19 protein-coding genes are annotated in these 16,443 nt (G+C 76.9%); 16 read left to right on the forward strand and 3 right to left on the reverse strand.

Annotated elements, in window-relative coordinates; genetic code table 11:
* The first annotated feature begins 129 nt into the window (after positions 1-129).
* From AB0442_RS09680 to AB0442_RS09705, 6 genes are all read left to right on the forward strand, one after another.
* Positions 130-1,461 carry an FAD-dependent oxidoreductase gene (locus AB0442_RS09680; protein ID WP_366161837.1) on the forward strand — a complete coding sequence of 444 codons (1,332 nt, stop codon included), beginning with the start codon at positions 130-132 and terminating at the stop codon, positions 1,459-1,461.
* Complete coding sequence (locus AB0442_RS09685) at positions 1,458-2,273, forward strand: DUF1365 domain-containing protein (RefSeq protein WP_366161838.1); 816 nt, start codon at positions 1,458-1,460, stop codon at positions 2,271-2,273. Before AB0442_RS09680 ends, AB0442_RS09685 begins: the two co-directional genes overlap by 4 nt.
* The gene (locus AB0442_RS09690) at positions 2,270-3,592 is read left to right on the forward strand and encodes a cyclopropane-fatty-acyl-phospholipid synthase family protein (RefSeq protein WP_366161840.1); all 1,323 of its coding nucleotides are present in this window, start codon (positions 2,270-2,272) and stop codon (positions 3,590-3,592) included. The genes AB0442_RS09685 and AB0442_RS09690 overlap by 4 nt, the downstream gene beginning before the upstream one ends.
* Positions 3,589-4,827, forward strand: coding sequence for a cyclopropane-fatty-acyl-phospholipid synthase family protein (locus AB0442_RS09695; protein ID WP_366161841.1), 1,239 nt, complete (start codon positions 3,589-3,591; stop codon positions 4,825-4,827). The genes AB0442_RS09690 and AB0442_RS09695 overlap by 4 nt, the downstream gene beginning before the upstream one ends.
* Positions 4,828-4,883: 56 nt before the next feature.
* Complete coding sequence (locus AB0442_RS09700; protein WP_366161962.1) at positions 4,884-5,621, forward strand: DUF1295 domain-containing protein; 738 nt, start codon at positions 4,884-4,886, stop codon at positions 5,619-5,621.
* A gap of 551 nt (positions 5,622-6,172) precedes the next feature.
* Entirely contained in the window at positions 6,173-7,165 is a 993-nt protein-coding gene (locus AB0442_RS09705; protein ID WP_366161843.1) for a MerR family transcriptional regulator, read from the forward strand.
* Positions 7,166-7,448: 283 nt separating this feature from the next.
* Here the strand turns inward: AB0442_RS09705 and AB0442_RS09710 are convergent, their stop codons facing one another.
* On the reverse strand, positions 7,449-8,732 hold the full coding sequence (locus tag AB0442_RS09710; RefSeq protein WP_366161845.1) for an NAD(P)/FAD-dependent oxidoreductase: 1,284 nt from the start codon (positions 8,730-8,732) through the stop codon (positions 7,449-7,451).
* Positions 8,733-8,802: 70 nt separating this feature from the next.
* Between AB0442_RS09710 and AB0442_RS09715 the strand changes: the two genes are divergently transcribed.
* Together AB0442_RS09715 and AB0442_RS09720 are read left to right on the forward strand one after the other, a co-directional pair.
* Positions 8,803-9,207: a hypothetical protein gene (locus AB0442_RS09715; RefSeq protein WP_366161847.1), complete on the forward strand. Its 405-nt coding sequence runs from the start codon at positions 8,803-8,805 to the stop codon at positions 9,205-9,207.
* A 578-nt stretch (positions 9,208-9,785) separates the two neighbouring features.
* Complete coding sequence (locus AB0442_RS09720) at positions 9,786-10,667, forward strand: RNA polymerase sigma factor SigF (RefSeq protein ID WP_366161849.1); 882 nt, start codon at positions 9,786-9,788, stop codon at positions 10,665-10,667.
* A 127-nt stretch (positions 10,668-10,794) separates the two neighbouring features.
* On the opposite strand, the gene AB0442_RS09725 is transcribed toward AB0442_RS09720, so the two are convergent.
* On the reverse strand, positions 10,795-11,238 hold the full coding sequence (locus AB0442_RS09725) for an SsgA family sporulation/cell division regulator (protein ID WP_366161851.1): 444 nt from the start codon (positions 11,236-11,238) through the stop codon (positions 10,795-10,797).
* Between the two features lie 253 nt (positions 11,239-11,491).
* Here AB0442_RS09725 and AB0442_RS09730 point away from each other — a divergent pair, with 253 nt between their 5' ends.
* From AB0442_RS09730 to AB0442_RS09740, 3 genes are all read left to right on the forward strand, one after another.
* Positions 11,492-12,175, forward strand: a complete 684-nt coding sequence (locus tag AB0442_RS09730; protein ID WP_366161853.1) for a hypothetical protein — start codon at positions 11,492-11,494, stop codon at positions 12,173-12,175.
* A gap of 132 nt (positions 12,176-12,307) precedes the next feature.
* Positions 12,308-12,739 (forward strand): hypothetical protein, encoded by a 432-nt coding sequence (locus tag AB0442_RS09735; protein WP_366161855.1) that lies wholly within the window; start codon positions 12,308-12,310, stop codon positions 12,737-12,739.
* A 62-nt stretch (positions 12,740-12,801) separates the two neighbouring features.
* On the forward strand, positions 12,802-13,827 hold the full coding sequence (locus AB0442_RS09740) for a mechanosensitive ion channel domain-containing protein (protein ID WP_366161857.1): 1,026 nt from the start codon (positions 12,802-12,804) through the stop codon (positions 13,825-13,827).
* Between the two features lie 22 nt (positions 13,828-13,849).
* Here AB0442_RS09740 and AB0442_RS09745 read toward each other — a convergent pair whose 3' ends face one another.
* A complete protein-coding gene (locus AB0442_RS09745; protein ID WP_363538770.1) occupies positions 13,850-14,284 on the reverse strand; it encodes an SRPBCC family protein in 435 nt (144 codons plus the stop codon).
* A gap of 195 nt (positions 14,285-14,479) precedes the next feature.
* On the opposite strand from AB0442_RS09745, the gene AB0442_RS09750 reads away from it, so the two are divergent.
* From AB0442_RS09750 to AB0442_RS09770, 5 genes are all read left to right on the forward strand, one after another.
* Entirely contained in the window at positions 14,480-14,704 is a 225-nt protein-coding gene (locus AB0442_RS09750) for a DUF6458 family protein (protein WP_030275090.1), read from the forward strand.
* Between the two features lie 22 nt (positions 14,705-14,726).
* On the forward strand, positions 14,727-15,047 hold the full coding sequence (locus tag AB0442_RS09755) for a WhiB family transcriptional regulator (protein ID WP_363538772.1): 321 nt from the start codon (positions 14,727-14,729) through the stop codon (positions 15,045-15,047).
* A gap of 137 nt (positions 15,048-15,184) precedes the next feature.
* On the forward strand, positions 15,185-15,445 hold the full coding sequence (locus AB0442_RS09760) for a GlsB/YeaQ/YmgE family stress response membrane protein (RefSeq protein WP_344627842.1): 261 nt from the start codon (positions 15,185-15,187) through the stop codon (positions 15,443-15,445).
* Positions 15,446-15,500: 55 nt separating this feature from the next.
* Entirely contained in the window at positions 15,501-15,845 is a 345-nt protein-coding gene (locus tag AB0442_RS09765; RefSeq protein WP_366161860.1) for a PRC-barrel domain-containing protein, read from the forward strand.
* A gap of 164 nt (positions 15,846-16,009) precedes the next feature.
* Entirely contained in the window at positions 16,010-16,405 is a 396-nt protein-coding gene (locus AB0442_RS09770; RefSeq protein ID WP_366161862.1) for an STAS domain-containing protein, read from the forward strand.
* The last annotated feature ends 38 nt before the right edge of the window (positions 16,406-16,443 follow it).

Below are 16,443 nucleotides of genomic sequence, written 5' to 3' on the forward strand. Positions count from 1 at the left end.
GCCCGGCGCACCGCTCCGAAGTACCGGTGGCCAGTGAAGGAGCGGCCCGCCGGCAGTGCGGGCCCGTGCAGTGGAGGGGGCCCCGTGACAGTGTCCGGAACAGTGCCGCAACCGGCGGGCGGAGCACGCGTGCGGCCGGCGCCCGCGGGCCGCACCGTCGCCGTGGTCGGCGGCGGAGTGGCCGGGCTGACCGCCGCCCACGAACTCCGGCGGGCCGGTGTGGACGTGCACCTCTTCGAGGCGCAGGCCCGGCTCGGCGGGCACGCCCACACCCAGAGCGCCGTCGGCGCCGACGGCCGGGAGGTGCCGCTCGACACCGGGTTCCTGGTGCACAACCACCGCACCTACCCGCACCTGGTGCGGCTGTTCCGCGAACTCGGCGTGCAGACCCGCGAGAGCGACATGAGCATGTCCGTCCAGTGCCGCGGCTGCGGCCTGGAGTACGCCGGAGCCCGCGGCCCCGCCGGACTGCTCGCCCGCCCCGACGCCCTGCTCCGCGGCCGCTACCTGCGGATGCTCGCCGAGGTGCCGCGCTTCCACCGCCGCGCCCGCCGGCTGCTCGCCGACCCCGGCGCCGGCGACCCCTCGCTGCGCCGGTTCCTCGACGAGGGCGGCTTCTCCCGGTACTTCACCAGCCACTTCATGACCCCGGTGGTCGCCGCCGTCTGGTCCTGCGCCCCCGACCTGGCCGGCGACTACCCGGCCCGCTACCTCTTCGCCTTCCTGGAGAACCACGGCATGCTCGGCGTCACCGGCTCGCCGACCTGGCGCACCGTGGTCGGCGGCTCCCGCACCTACGTCGAGCGGATCGCCGAACGCCTCACCGCCGTCCACCGCTCAGCCCCCGTCACCGCGGTGCACCGCCACCACGACGGCGTGGAGATCACCACCGCGGACGGCCGCCGCACCGCCGCCGACGCCGTCGTGGTCGCCACCCACGCCGACCAGGCGCTCGCCCTGCTCGCCCGCCCGACCCGCGCCGAACGCGAGGTGCTCGGCGCCTTCCGCTACTCCCGCAACCCCACCGTGCTGCACCGCGACGCCTCCCGGCTGCCCCGGGCCGCCTGGGCCCGCGCCTCCTGGAACTACCGGATGGCCGACTGCGGCGGCAGCGCCGAGAGCGTCCAGGTCAGCTACCACCTCAACCGGCTGCTCGGCCTCGACACCGCCGAGGACTACCTGGTGACGCTCAACGCCGACCGGCACGACCCGCCCGCCGAGGAGCACGTCGTCTCCCGCACCGTCTACGAGCACCCCGTCTACACCGCCGAGACGATCGCCGCCCAGCGCCGGCTGCCCGAACTCACCGCCGGCCGCACCGCCTTCGCCGGCGCCCACCACGGCTGGGGCTTCCACGAGGACGGCTGCCGCTCCGGGGTGCAGGCCGCGCACGCCCTGCTCGGCCTGCCCGCCGAGGACGGCGCCGCCGCCCGGTCCGGCCTGCCGGCGGGCGTCCGATGACCGCCGCGGCCGCCACCGCCGACACCGGCCGCAGCCCGGCCGTGCTGCCCGGCCCCTGGGGCGCCGCCCTGTACGAGTGCGCGATCACCCACGTCCGCACCGCCCCGGTGCGGCACGCCTTCCGGCACCGCACCTACCTGTGGCTGGTCGACCTCGACCACCTGCCCGTGCTGCCCCGGGCGCTGCGCCCGCTCGCCCGCTTCCGGGCCGCCGACCACCCCGGCGACCCCCGCGGCACCCTGCGCGGCAACCTGGCCCGCTACCTCGCCGGGCAGGGCGTCGACCTCGCCGGCGGCAAGGTCCTGATGCTCGCGCAGGCCCGCTCGCTCGGGTACGTCTTCAACCCGCTCACCGTCTACTGGTGCCTCGCCGCCGACGGCACCCCGCTGTGCACCGTCGCCGAGGTGCACAACACCTACGGCGGCCACCACCGCTACCTGCTGCGGCCCGGCGCCGACGGCCGCGCCTCGGTGGCCAAGGAGTTCTACGTCTCGCCGTTCTTCCCCGTCGACGGCCGGTACCGGATGGCCCTGCCCCGGCCGGGCGAGCGGCTCGCCCTGACCGTCCGTCTGGAACGCGACGGCGCGAGCCCGTTCGTCGCCACCGTGCGCGGCCGCCGCCGTCCGGCCGGCCCGGCCGCCCTGCTGCGGGCCGCGCTGCGGCACCCGCTCGCCACCCTCGCCGTCAGTGTGCACATCCGCCACCAGGGCATACGCCTCCTGCTGAAGGGCCTGCCCGTCCACCCCCGCCCCAGGCCCCTGCCCGACGACCGCACCGGTTCCGCCGCCACAGAAGAGGTGTCCGCCCCGTGACCCGGCCCGCCGAACTCCCCACCGAACCCGCCGCCGCACCGGCCGCCGGGCCCGCCGCCCCGCCGGTCGCCGAGGTCGACCTGACCCGCTGGCCCGACGTCGCCCGCGTCCCCCGTGCGCAGCTGCGCGCCGCCGTCGCCGGACGCCTGCTCCGGCGGGTCGCCCACCGCCGCGGCCTGGACGTCCGACTGCCCGACGGCAGCCGGCTGGTCGCCGCCCCGCCCGGAGCCCCGGTGCTCCGCCTGCACCGGCCCGCGGACTTCCTCGCCCGGGTCGGCGCCACCGGCCTGATCGGCTTCGGCGAGTCCTACCAGGCCGGCGACTGGGACGCCCCCGACCTGGTCGGCCTGCTCTCCGTGCTCGCCACCGCCCCCGAGACCCTCGTCCCGACCGGCGCCCAGTGGCTGCGCCGCCTCTACGTGCAGCGGCCGCCCGCCGCCGTACTCCCCACCGCCGACAACGCCCGCCGCAACATCCACCACCACTACGACCTGTCGAACGAGCTCTTCGCGCTCTTCCTCGACCGGACGATGACCTACTCCTCCGCGGTCTTCGACACCACCCCCTCCGGCGCCCCCCTCGCCACCTGGGACGACCTGCCCGAGGCCCAGCACCGCAAGATCGACCTGCTGCTCGACCTGGCCGCCGTCGGCCCCGGCAGCCGCGTCCTGGAGATCGGCACCGGCTGGGGCGAACTCGCCCTGCGCGCCGCCGCCCGCGGCGCCCGCGTCACCAGCCTCACCCTCTCCGAGGAGCAGCTCGCCCTCGCCCGCCGCCGGATCGCCGGGGCCGGCCTCGCCGACCGCGCCGAGGTCAGGCTCTGCGACTACCGCGCCGCCGAGGGGCAGTACGACGCCGTGGTGAGCGTGGAGATGATCGAGGCCGTCGGACGACAGTTCTGGCCCGAGTACTTCCGCACCATCGACCGCGTCCTCGCCCCCGGCGGCCGGGCCGCCCTGCAGGCCATCACCATGCCGCACGACCGCATGATCGCCAGCAGCAACACCTACACCTGGATCCTCAAGTACATCTTCCCCGGCGGGCTCATCCCCTCCGTGCAGGCCATCGACCAGGCGACCGCCCGGCACACCGCGCTGCGGGTCACCGCCGACCACGCCTACGGCCCGCACTACGCCGAGACCCTGCGGCTGTGGCGCGAACGCTTCACCGACCGCGCCGCGGACGTCGCCGCGCTCGGCTTCGACCAGGTCTTCCGCCGCACCTGGGAGCTCTACCTCGCGTACTCCGAGGCCGGGTTCCGCACCGGCTACCTCGACGTCCGGCAGATCCTGCTCACCCGCGAGGAGACCGCCCGGTGACCGCCGCCGACCGCCTCGAAGCCCTGCTCACCGACCTGCTCGGCCCGCTGCCGTTCCGGCTCCGCGCCTGGGACGGCTCCACCGCCGGCCCCGACGGCACCCCCACCGTCGTGCTGCGCCGCCGCCGCGCGCTGCGCCGGCTGCTCTGGCAGCCCGGCGAACTCGGCCTCGCCGACGCCTACATCACCGGCGACCTGGACGTCGAGGGCGACCTCGCCGAGGGCCTCGGCACCGTCCGCCGCGCCCTCGCCGGCCGCGGCCCCGTCCGCCCGGCCGCCCGCGACCTGCCCCGGCTGCTCGCCGCCGCCGCCCGGCTCGGCGCCCTCGGCCCGCGGCCCGCCCCGCCCGGCGGCCGCGCCGCCGTCCGCGGCACCCTGCACAGCCGCGGCCGGGACCGGGCCGTCGTCAGCCACCACTACGACCTCTCCAACGAGTTCTACGCCTTGCTGCTCGGCCCCGCGATGGCCTACTCCTGCGCCTACTGGACCTCCGGCGACGAGAGCCTGACCGACGCGCAGACCGCCAAGTTCGACCTGGTCTGCCGCAAGCTCGACCTGCGCCCCGGCAGCCGCCTGCTCGACGTCGGCTGCGGCTGGGGCGCCCTCGCCCGGCACGCCGCCAAGCACTACGGCGCCCGGGTCACCGCCGTCACCCTCTCCCGCCGCCAGCACGCCTTCGCCTCCGCCCTGGTCGCCGAAGCCGGTCTCGCCGACCGGGTCGAGGTGCTGCTGCGGGACTACCGCGACCTCGCGGACGGGCCGTACGACGCGATCAGCTGCATCGAGATGGGCGAGCACGTCGGCGAACGGCACTACCCCGCCTTCGCCGGGCGGCTGCGGGGCCTGCTCCGCCCGCAGGGCCGACTGCTGGTGCAGCAGATGTCCCGCGGCGCGAACGCCCCCGGCGGCGGCGCCTTCATCGAGACCTACATCGCCCCCGACATGCACATGCGCCCGGTCGGCCGCACCGTCGACCTGCTGGAGGGCGCCGGGCTGGAAGTCCGGCAGGTCGAGGCGATGCGCGAGCACTACGCCCGCACCATCGACGCCTGGTACGACACCCTCCGCGAGCGGCACGCCGACTTCACCGGCCTGGTCGGCGAACCGACCGTCCGGCTCTGGCAGTTGTACACCGCCGGCAGCTCGCTCGCGTTCGCCGAGGGGCGGATGGGCGTCGACCAGATCCTCGCCGTCCGGCCCGCCGGCCCCGCGGTGCGGTACGCGGCGGCCCCGTGAACGCCGCCGCCTTCGCCGTCAACCTCGCGGCGGCCGCCGGCGCCGCCCTCGCGGTGATGCTGGCCGCGCTCGCCGTCGGGCTGCGCACCGGCCGGCACCGCGGCGTGGACGTCGCCTGGGGCCTCGCCTTCACCGCCGTCGCGCTCACCGGCTACGGGCTCTCGGCCGGGTACGGCGACGACGGGCGGCGGCTGCTCGCCACCGTGCTCACCGCCCTCTGGGGCGTCCGGCTCGCCGCGCACATCGCGCGGCGGGCCCGCGGCACCGGCGAGGACCCGCGGTACGCCCGGATGCTCGCCCGCCGCCCGCCCGGCCGGGCCCGCACGCTCTACGCCGTGCGCATCGTCTACCTGCTGCAGGCCGCCCTGGTCTGGTTCGTCTCGCTGCCGGTGCAGGCCGCCCAGTACCTGCCCGGCCGGCCCGGGCCGCTCGCCTGGGCGGGCACCGCGCTCTGGGCGGTCGGACTGTTCTTCGAGGCCGTCGGCGACCGGCAGTTGAGCCGCTTCAAGGCCGACCCGGCCAACCGCGGCCGGGTGATGGACCGCGGCCTGTGGCGCTACACCCGGCACCCCAACTACTTCGGTGACGCCTGCGTCTGGTGGGGGCTCTTCCTGCTCGCCGCGGACACCCCGATCGGCTGGGCGTTCGTCGGCAGCCCGCTGCTGATGACCTGGCTGCTGGCCTTCGGCAGCGGCAAGCCGATGCTGGAACGCCAGATGGGTGCGGACAAGCCCGGCTGGGCCGAGTACGCGGCGCGCACCAGCGGCTTCGTGCCGCTGCCGCCCCGCCGCTGAGGGCGCCGCCGGGCCGGGCACGGTTCCGGGCGGGCGCCTCGGCGCCCGCCCGGCCTCTCGGCAACCGAACAGTACGAGTCATCCGAACCCGGAGCCGGAACCCGCCGGGTGCCGGCACGCGGCCGCCGAGCCCCGGTCGGCCGGGCCGGCGGACAGGACTGCCGCAGGAGGTGCGGCAGCGGCCCGCCGGGCGGGTCCGGCGGCCACCGCGAACGCCGGGAGCACCGTGCCGTGCACTCGCGGACCCCGGACCGGCGCACCCGCCGTACCGCGCACGCGGCGCGGCCTGCGGTCGAGCCCCGGATCGCCGAGGCGGGCCGTCCGTTCGGGGTGGGCGAGGACGGATCGCGGAGTCGGGGCGGCGGCTGCCATGGCGATCGACCTCCTTCCACACCGGGCCCGAGGCCCGGTCCCCTCCACCGTGGAACGGCGCCGGCCGTCCGGCAGCTCGCATCGCCCGTGCACCGTTGCGGGCACGTCGGGTGCGTCCGGCCCGCGGCGGGCGGCGTGTCCGGTCGGCGACGGCCGGGCGGCGGGCGTACCGTGCCGGGGTGGAGATCCCCACCGACCTGACGGCGAGCCTCGCCGAGGCCAGCATCACCACCGGGGGAGTGGCCCGCCGACTCGGCGTCTCGCCCACCACCGTCCGCTCCTGGGAACGCCGCTACGGCATCGGCCCGTCCGGCCACGAGGCCGGCCGGCACCGCCGCTGGCGACCGCAGGACGTCGCCGTGCTGGAGGCGATGTGCCGCCTCACCGCGCACGGCGTGCCGCCCGCCGAGGCCGCCCGGCTCGCACTGGCCGGCGCCCTCGTCCGCGTCCCGCAGGGCCGTGCCGAGGTCCGCGGCACCGCAGGACCGGACGAACCCCGCGAGTCGGGCGGCGGCCGGGCGCTGCCGCTGGGCACCGTCCGGCCGGAGTGCCGCGGCCTCGGCCGGGCCGCCGTCCGCCTGGACGCGCCCGTGGTGGAGCGGATGCTCGACGCGGCCGTCGCCGAACTCGGCGTGGTGACCGCCTGGGACGAGGTGATGATGCCCGCCCTGCGGGCCGTCGGCCGCAAGTGGGCCACCGAGGGCGAGCGGTACGTCGAGGTGGAGCACCTGCTGTCCTGGCACATCTCCGGAGCCCTGCGGAAGGCCACCCGCTGCACCGAACCGGCCGCACCCGTGGCGCCGGTGCTGCTCGCCGGCATGCCGGGGGAACTGCACTCGCTGGCGCTGGAGGCGGTCGCCGCCGGACTGACCCGGCGGGGCGTGCCGTTCCGGATGTTCGGGCCCGCCGTGCCGACCGGCGCCCTGGTCGAGGCCGTCCGGCGGATCGGCCCGTCGGCGGCGCTGCTCTGGTCGCAGTGCCGGAGCACCGCTGACCCCCGCCTCGCCCAGCTGGCCGCCGCGACCGCCTGGGGCCCGCGCGGTGCCCGGGCCCGGCCGGCGGTGCTGCTCGGCGGTCCCGGCTGGGCCGGGGGCGGCCGGATCGCCGGCACCGTCCGCCCCCGCCGCCTCCCCGAGGGCCTGGCCCACCTGGAGGCGCTGGCCACCGCCTGACGCCGCGTCGGAGAGCTCGTGCCCGGGTGAGGCCGGTCGGGCCCCCGGTGCGGCGGCGGCGAAGCGGCTCCCGGTGCGGCGCCGCCCAAGATGCCGTCGATCAGGAGGTGCAGCAGGTCGGCGAGGAGCACCGGACGTCCAACGCGCTCGGCCACCGGGAGCCCGTGCCCGACCGGTTCGCCGACCTCGACGCCGGGGCGGTCGGCGCCCGCTGCCCGCGCCACCGCGAGGTGCTCGCCGCCGACCCGCCGCACCGCCCGCGCCGCGGCCGGACCCGACCGGCTCAGCGGCCTGCCCGAACTGCTCGCCGCCGAACGCGACCGGGGAGCGGATCCGTCCTGAGCCCGGCCGCCGCGTCCGCCAGCACCTCCCGGGCGGCCCGCGCACCGGAGGCCAGCGCCCCCTGCACCGACCCGGTCGCCCGGTGGTCCCCGCAGACGAACCGGCCGCCGCCCAGCGCGGCCGGCCGGGTCAGCGGGTGCGGGGCCGGCATCGCGGGCAGCGCGTACGGGATCCGGCGGTCCGCCAGGTGTTCCCAGCCGGCCGTGTCCACCTGGTACAGCTCGGCCAGCCGGGCCCGTACCTGCGGTTCCCAGGCCGCCGCCCCCAGCACCGAGGTCGCCACCAGCGCCCGCCCGTCGCCCGAGCACCCGGGCACCACCTCGGACAGCACCACGCTGTTCAGCACCCGGCCGTCGGTGTCGGCCAGCAGCGTCGGCTCGGCCAGCGGCGACACCGGCGCCGCGTGGTACACCGTGGTCACCGGACGCCCGGGCGGCACCGGCAGCCCGGGCAGCAGCCGCGCCGCCTCCGGAGCCTCGGTCGCCACCACCACCCGCCCGGCGGGCACCTCCGTGCCGTCCGCGAGCAGCACCCCCGCGTCCGTCAGCTCCGCCACCGGCGACTCCAGCGCCACCGTGCCCGGCGGCAGCCCGGCCGCCAGCTGCTCCGGCACCGCGCCGATCCCGGCCTCCGGCAGGCAGAGGGTGCCGCGCAGCAGGCTCCGCCACACCAGGTGGAAGAACCGGCTCGACGTCTCCAGGTCGTCCTCCAGGAACACCCCGGCGAGGAACGGCCGCAGCACCGCGTCCACGGTCTCCGGCGAGACGCCCGCCGAGACCAGCGCGCCGCGGGTCGGCACGTCCCGGCCGCGCCGCAGCACGGCGGCCGGCAGCACCATGTCGCGGGCGCTCAGCAGCCCCAGCGCCACCACGTCCCGGAACGGGGCGAGCCGGCCGGGCAGCAGGTCGCCCGCCAGGTCGGGCCGCCGCGTCGGATCGGCGAACCGGTACCGGCCGCGCCCGCCCGCCAGGACGAAGCCCGCGGTGAACGGGTGCAGCCGCAGCGCCCGCAGGTCGAACCGCCGGCGCACCTGCGGGTAGGAGGTGTTGAACACCTGGAACCCGCGGTCCAGCCGGAACCCGCGGACCAGGTCGGTGCGCATCCGCCCGCCCACCCCGTCCGAGGCCTCCAGGACGGCCACCTTCAGCCCGGCCGCCACCAGGTCCCGGGCGCATGCCAGCCCCGCGAGCCCGGCACCGACCACCACCACGTCCGGCGAAGACACCTCACCGACTCCTCTCCGTTCGGCCGCACACCCCGTGCACGGCAGCCCGCCCCCGGGTACGGATGCCCCTGTGAACCGCACCCTCCTCCGCCTCACCGGCGCGGCCACCGCCGTCTACGGCCTGGCCGTCATCCGCCGCCCCGCCCTGCTCGCCCGGCCCTCCGGCCTCGCAGCCCCGGACGGCGCCGTCCCCGCGCCGGTCGCCGCCTGCATCTCCCCGCTGGCCCTGCGCGACGCGGCCTGCGGCCTGGCGATGCTGCTGGCCCCCGACGACCGCAGCCTGCGCACCGCCACCCTGCTGCGGATCGCCGCCGACCTCGGCGACGCCGCCCTGCTCTCCGGGGCCGTCCCGGCCGTCACCGGCCTGCCCGCGGCCCGGTACCGGGCGGCCGCCCTGGTGGTCTCGCTCGGCTGGGGCGCCCTCTCCGTCGCCGGGCTGCTGCGGCCCGGGCGCGTCCCCGATCCGGAGCCCTGACGGCCGCCTCCGGGCCCCTCCCGGCGGGCCGTCGAGCGCTGCGTGAACGCTGCGGATGGCCCGGGCGCGAGGTCCGCAGGAGGGTGGAAGAAGTGCAGGCGGGTCAGCCGGCGCGCCGTGAGGCAGTGACCGGCGGGCCGGTCCGACGGTGGATGAACGGGTCCGGGCAGCGGATGCCCCGGGCCCGTTCCGCGTGCCCGCGGCACTTTCCGCCTGCGGTCGGTGTGCCATGGGGCCGGCCCCTCGTGCGGTGCGGTGACGGACAGCGGGTGCGGTGGACGGACGGCGGTGCGATGACGGACGGGGTCGGCGAGGCGGCGGCCCGGCGACCGGCGGGCCGGCGCCGCCCGCCGGACCCTGCCGCGAGTCTTCAGCCGCGCCGCACCGCCTGCCAGACGCATCGCTTGCGCACCGCTCCCCGCAGCCACCGCCGGACCGGTCAGGAGTGGACGAACGGCGCCGGTCATGGAGGAGATGTGAAGTCCTCCGGGCTCTTCCGTGGAGGATCGATCCTTGGGGGACTGGGCTCCGAAGCTCCGGGCATGCGAGCCGCCGACGCACCCACGGAAGGAATGGCCATGGCAGTGATGAGTGAAGGGTCGACCCTCGCGCCCGGAGCGACCGCCGAAGGCGCGAGCTCCGCGGGCGCCCCGGCGCCGGCGCCGGTCCAGCGCGTGGTCGACGACCCCTCGGCAGTGGCCCCGGCCGACGCCAAGGTCCTCTCCTCGGCCCTGTTCGCCCGGCTGCAGACCCTCGAGGAGGGCACCGCCGAGTACTCCTACGTCCGCGGCACCCTGGTCGAGCTGAACCTCTCCCTCGTCCGGTACGTCGCCCGCCGGTTCCGGCAGAGCGGCGAACCGATGGACGACATCGTCCAGGTCGGCACCGTCGGCCTGATCAAGGCGATCGACCGGTTCGACCCGGAGCGCGGCGTGGAGTTCGTGACCCTGGCGGTCCCGACGATCGTCGGCGAGATCAAGCGGTTCTTCCGGGACGCCACCTGGGCCGTCCACGTCCCCCGCCGCCTCCAGGAACTGCGGCTCGCCCTGGCCAAGGCCAGTGACCTGCTGGAGCAGTCCCTCGGCCGCCCCGCCACCGTCGCCGAACTCGCCGCCCACCTGGAGATCACCGAGGACGAGGTGGTCGAGGGCATGATCGCGCGCAACGCCCACACCGCGGGCTCCCTCGACCTCGGCAGCGACGACGAGGACGGCGACGGCTCGCTGTTGCGGCGCCTCGGCCGGCACGACCCCGGACTCGAGAAGGTCGAGAACCTGGAGGCGCTCAAGCCGCTTGTCGCCGCACTCGCCGAGCGGGACCGGGCGATCCTCCACATGCGGTTCGTCGAGGAGTTCACCCAGGCCGAGATCGGAGCCCGCCTCGGCGTCTCCCAGATGCAGGTCTCGCGACTGCTGGCGCGGATCCTCAACCGCCTCCGCGAGGGCATGATCGTCGGGTGAGGCCGAGCCCCGGGGGCGCGGGTGGCTGTGCGGATCAGGGGTGAGCCGGACTCGTCAGGAGCACCACTCCCGGATCGCGTAGGTCCCCGCGCCCCTGAGGTGCTGCCCCTGACGGGCCCCGGTCCGGTCAGACGATGCGGCGGAGGAATTCCTCGGGGGTGTGCGGCCAGTCGACGAAGGCGGACTCGCAGCCCGCGGGAACGGCGCGGTAGGTGCGGTCCAGGAAGGCGCCGAGTTCCGCCGTGCCGAGCCGGACGTCCGCGCCGCCGCCCGGGCAGCGCCACTCCAGCAGCACCCCGCCGTCCTCGTCCGGCCGCACCCGCAGGTCGCCCGCCCCGGCGCAGCCGTACCGGCCCTCGGCCAGCAGGTCGCGGCCGACCGTCCACCGCGGGCCGTCCTCGACCGCGCCGCCGTCCTCGACGACCAGCGTCTCCGTCAGCCGGGCCGGCCCGGGGAAGCACAGCGCGACGGCGTACGGGTCGTCGGTGCGGTACTGCAGCACCACGCGCACCCGCCGCGGCCGGGTCCCGCATATCCGCGCGGTCGTGTGCCGTTCGATCGTCTCCACCATGCTGCGTCCCTCCGCTCCTGCGTGGCCCGGGCCGGTGCCCGCCGGAGGGCGCTTGCCCCGCCGCCGGGCGTCCATGCGGGGCGGGAACGGCGGATCCCGGCCGATTCCGCCGCAGCCCGGCGAACTCCCCGACTGTGCGTCACCAGGGCTGCTGCGAAAGGGGGTTTGGTCGCGCCGGGAGCGGTGAGGCGGTACCGCCGAAGCCCGTCCGGACGCCACTTCGGGCCCGGACCCCACCGGAAGGAGAGAGCCCATGTCCACCGTGGCCGTCCTCCTCGTGGTCCTGCTCTGCGCCGCCGCGGCGGCCGCGGCGCCGTTCGTCCTGCGGCGCGTGCGCACGCGCCGGCTGCGGACGCGGTTCGGACCCGAGTACGAACGTGCGCTGCGCAGCCACGGCGGCGACGTCCGCCGTACCGACCGCGAACTCGCCGACCGGCTCGCGCTCCGCCGCGGCCTGCGGCTGACCGGCCTCCCCGAGGCCGACCGCGAGCGGTTCACGACCTCGATCAGGGGAATCCAGGTGCTCTTCGTCGAGGACCCGCCGCGCGCGGCCGCCGAGGCGGAGCGGACGCTGCAGTCCCTGCTGGACCGGGTCGGCTACCCGGCCTCCGGGCGGATCGAGGCGCTGTCCGTCGACCACGCGGGGCGTCTGGCGGCGTACCGCACGGCCCGGGAGATCCTCGGCCGCGCCGACGGCGCCGGCGCCGACACCGAGGAGCTGCGGACCGCGCTGCTGGCGATCCGCGGCCTCACCCTGGAGATCCTCGGCCGCGAGTACCCGGCCCCCGCCGAACGGCCCGCCGAACGGCCCGCCGCACCCCGGCCCGCCCCGGCGGAGACGCTCGGCACCGGGGCACCGGACGCCGAGCGGACGGCACCCGCCACCGGCGCGTCGGCCCCGGCGAAGGCGTTCGGCCGACGTGCCGTCAACTCCTGACCGGCCCGCCCCGCCCGTCCGCCCACCGCCCGTCCGCCCCCCCACCGGTCCGTCCGGCTGCCGTCGTGCCGGGCCGCACCCGGCGGGCGGACGGGTGACCCGATCCACCCCACCACTCCTGCGAGGAACGACATGACCGAGGACCGATCGCACGACACCGAGCACCACCGTCCGGACGCGCCCGCGCCCGCCCGGCGGGTGCCGTTCCCCCGCCAGCCCGACGCCTCGTCACCGCGGGCGGACGTCGCCGGGGCGGACCTGCCCGACCCGCCGCAGACCGGCGAGGGGTTCGGCGGCTGGCTCGACCGGCAGCAGGTGGCAACCGTCTCCGCCGAGTGGGAGGCCGTGCAGGCGGGCTTCGTCGACGATCCGGCGGACGCCGTGCGGCGCGCCGACGAACTCGTCGCCCGGGCGGCCGACCTGGTCGCCGAGGCCGTCCGCCGGCGCCGCGAGGGCCTGCACACCGAGCCGGGCACCCCGGCGGGGCCGGACGCCGGGACGGAGCGGCTGCGGCTCGCCCTGCGCGACTACCGCGGCGTCCTGGACCGCCTGCTGGCCTCCTGACCCCGACCGTCCGGGCCCCGCGGGCCGGCCGGACCCGCAGCCACAGACACCTACGGAGGACCATGTCCGTGTGGACCGCCCTGAGGCCCGCCGCGGTCGCCGTGGCCGCACTGCTCGCGATCCTGCTGCTGGACCGGGTGGTGCTGGCGGTGGCGAGACGTCCGGCGGCGGCCCGCCACCGCCACGTGATGCTGCCGTGCCGGGTGCCCGGACTGCTGACCCTGGGCGCCCTGCTGCTGCTCGCGGCCGAACCGGCCGCGGGCCTCCCGGAGGCCGTCCGCGGGCCGCTGCGGCACGGCCTGGTGCTGCTCGCCCTGGCGGCCGGCGCCTGGCTGCTGGCCCGCGTGGTCGCCCTGCTGATCGACACCTCGCTCGCCCGGTACGCCACCGAGCGGCGCGACCCGGCGCGGATACGGCGGGTCCGCACCCAGACCGGCATGCTGCGCCGGCTGGCCAGCGCCGGCATCGCGGTGCTCGCCCTGGCGGCGGCGCTGATGACCTTCCCGGCCGTCCGCTCGGTCGGCGCCAGCCTGCTCGCCTCCGCCGGCATCCTCGGCCTGGTGGCCGGCGTGGCGGCGCAGAACACGCTGGCCAACCTGTTCGCCGGGGTGCAGCTGGCGTTCGGCGACATGGTGCGGCTCGGCGACGAGGTCGTCGTCGCCGGCGACTGGGGGACGGTCGAGGAGATCACCCTCACCTGCGTGGTCATCGCCACCTGGGACGAGCGGCGGATCGTCATGCCGGTGTCCTACTTCGTCGGCCGGCCCTTCGAGAACTGGTCGCGCCGGGACCCGGCGATCACCGGGACGGCACTGCTCCACCTCGACCACCGCACCCCGGTGCCGGAGCTGCGCGCCGAGTTCGAGCGGCTGCTCAAGGAGAGCGAGTGGTGGGACGGCCGGGGCGCCGCCCTGCAGGTCGTCGACACCACGCCGACCACCATCGTGGTGCGCGCCCTGATGACCGCCCGCAGCGCCGCCGACGCCTTCGAACTCCGCTGCTGGGTCAGGGAACGGCTGATCGGCCACCTGCGCGAGCAGTACCCGGAGGCACTGCCGCGGGTGGCCGTCGACCCCGCGCGCGGCTGACCGCGGCGGGGCCCTCTCCTCCCTACTGCGGCTGCCGGGCGGCCTGCGCCTCGGTGAACTCCTTGAAACCGGCCAGGCCGTCCAGCACCCGCCGGTGGGCGAAGCCGAGCGCGGCCGCCAGGCGGTCCGCCAGCCGGGCCGGCCGGACGTCCAGTTGCAGCATCACCGTCGTCCGCCGGCCGTCCACCCGGTGGAAGGTCACCACACCGCTCTGCCGCAGGTCGCCCGCGACGGACGCCCAGGCGATCCGCTCGTCCTCGATCCGCTCGGTCACCCGGGCGTCGAACTCCCGTATCGCGCCGCCGGTGCGGACCGTCCAGCGGGTGAGTCCGGAACCGGCCCGCTCGACCCGGAGCACGCCCCGGAAGAACAGCGGGAAGTCCTCGACCCTCGCCCACTGTCGGTACGCCACCGGCACCGGCACCTCCACCCGGACGGACTGCTCGACCCGTGCCATCGCTCGCCACCTCCGCATCGCGCCCGCGGTCACCGGCCGGTGACCGTCCGTCAGACCGTCTGTCCCCGCCGCGCCCGGACATGCCCCCTCCGGCAGGGAATTGCGACCGGCCCCGGGTGACGGCGGCGAGCGGGGGTAGACGCGCCCCGGCCCGCCGCCACGGCGGACCGCGGCAGCGACGACGGAGGAGAACCCATGGGCATCGGCGGATGCATCATCCTGTTCGCGATCGGGGCGATTCTCGCCTTCGCGGTGGACTGGCACCTCTCGGGTGTCGACCTCGACACCGTCGGCTGGGTGCTGATGGCGGCCGGCCTGCTCGGCGTCGTCGTGTACGCGAGCGCGCTGCGCCGGCGCCGGCCGCTCGGCCGCCCCGTCGACGAGGTCGTCGAGGAACGCCGCTACTACGAGGGGCCGTGACGTGCCCCGGGGAGGACCACTGATGGACACCGAGGACCGCCGCGGACGGCGGTACACCGGAAGCTGGGCCTGGCAGCGCCGAGCGGCCTGCCGGGGCAAGGACGCCGCACTGTTCTTCCACCCGGCGGGCGAGCGCGGCGAGCACGGCCAGGAGCGGGAGGACGCGGCCAAGCGGGTCTGCACCCGCTGCCCGGTGCGCGGCCAGTGCCTGGAGTACGCGCTGGCCGCCGACGAGCGGTACGGCATCTGGGGCGGGCTGACCGAGGACGAGCGCCGCGTCCTGTCGGCCCGGGCCCGGCGCCGCGGCCGCCCGGCCACCGCCGGGCCGCCCCGCCGGAACTGAGCCGCCCCCGGTACGGCGAATCCGGGGGAATGGAGCCGCCGGAAGGGGGCAGACGACCCCCGTCGCCGGACGGACCGGCCCCAGTAGGGGGCGGCGGGCCGGGGACGCGAGAGACGGACGAAGGGAGGGGGTCGGCGATGACGATCCTCTGGGCACTGGTCGCCGGCCTGGTGGTCGGCCTGCTGGCGAGACTGGTCCTGCCGGGCCGTCAGCCCGTACCGCTGTGGCTGACGGTGCTGCTCGGCGCGATCGGCGCGGTCCTGGGCAACGCACTGGCCTCGTACCTGGGCGTGCGGCACACCGGCGGCATCGACTGGATGCGGCACCTGCTGCAGGTGGGCGTCGCCGCCGTGCTGATCGCGGCGGCCTCCCCGGTGTACGCCGGGCGCCGGCGCTGAACGCCGGCTCCGGCAGGCCGACACCGACCGACACCGACGAGCGAAGGAGAAGACGATGGGCGAACAGCTGTGGAACCACCACCCCGACAACGGCGACCTCGCGGACCGGGACATCATCGGCTACACGGTGCAGGCCACCGACGGGAAGATCGGCAAGGTCGACCGGCACTCCGCCGAGGTCGACGCGGCCTACCTGGTCGTGGACACCGGCCCGTGGATCTTCGGCCGGCAGGTGCTGCTGCCGGCGGGCACCGTCCTGCGGATCGACCACGAGGAGCGGACCGTCCTGGTCGGCCGGCCGAAGGACGAGATCAAGGGCGCGCCGGAGTTCGTGAGCGAGCACGAGGTGCCCGCCGACTACCTGGACTCCCTCGGCACCTACTACCGCCCGATGATCTGACCGTTCGTCGGGGACGGGCGACGGAACGGGGGATCCCCCGGATTCCGCCCGGCCGGCACCGGGTACGGTGCCAGAAGCGGACGGTCGGGACGGGCCGACCGGCAGGGAAGACGTGACGATACGGCGGCCGCACCGCGGACGGCCGCCGGCGGAGGGCACAGGACATGGGCAGCGGTGAACTGGGTACGGGGCCGGCGACCGGCCGGGCCGAGGGAGCCGGGGCGCCGCTGCGCGCCGCCTCCGGTCCGGACGGGGCACTGGTCTGCTCCCTGACCGGGGACCTCGACCTGGACGGCCTCGCCGAGGTCGAGGAGCCGCTGCGCGGGCTGCTGGCGGCCGCCGCGCCCGGGGTGCTCTGCCTCGACCTCTCCGCGGTGGGGTTCTGCGACTCGACGGGCCTCAACCTCCTGCTCCGGCTGCGGCTGGACGCCGAGGAGTCGGGGGTCTCGCTCGTCCTGGCGCAGCCAGGCCCGCAGCTGAGCCGGCTGTTCGAACTGACCGGCACCGGCGCGGTGTTCCGGGTCTTCGAGACGGTGGGGGAGGCGTGCGCAGCCGGGTGAGGCCGGCCCCCCGCGGCCGGGCCGCGGCCGCGGGCGTC

The sequence above is a fragment of the Kitasatospora sp. NPDC085895 genome, from assembly GCF_040702125.1.
Lineage (GTDB): Bacteria > Actinomycetota > Actinomycetes > Streptomycetales > Streptomycetaceae > Kitasatospora > Kitasatospora arboriphila.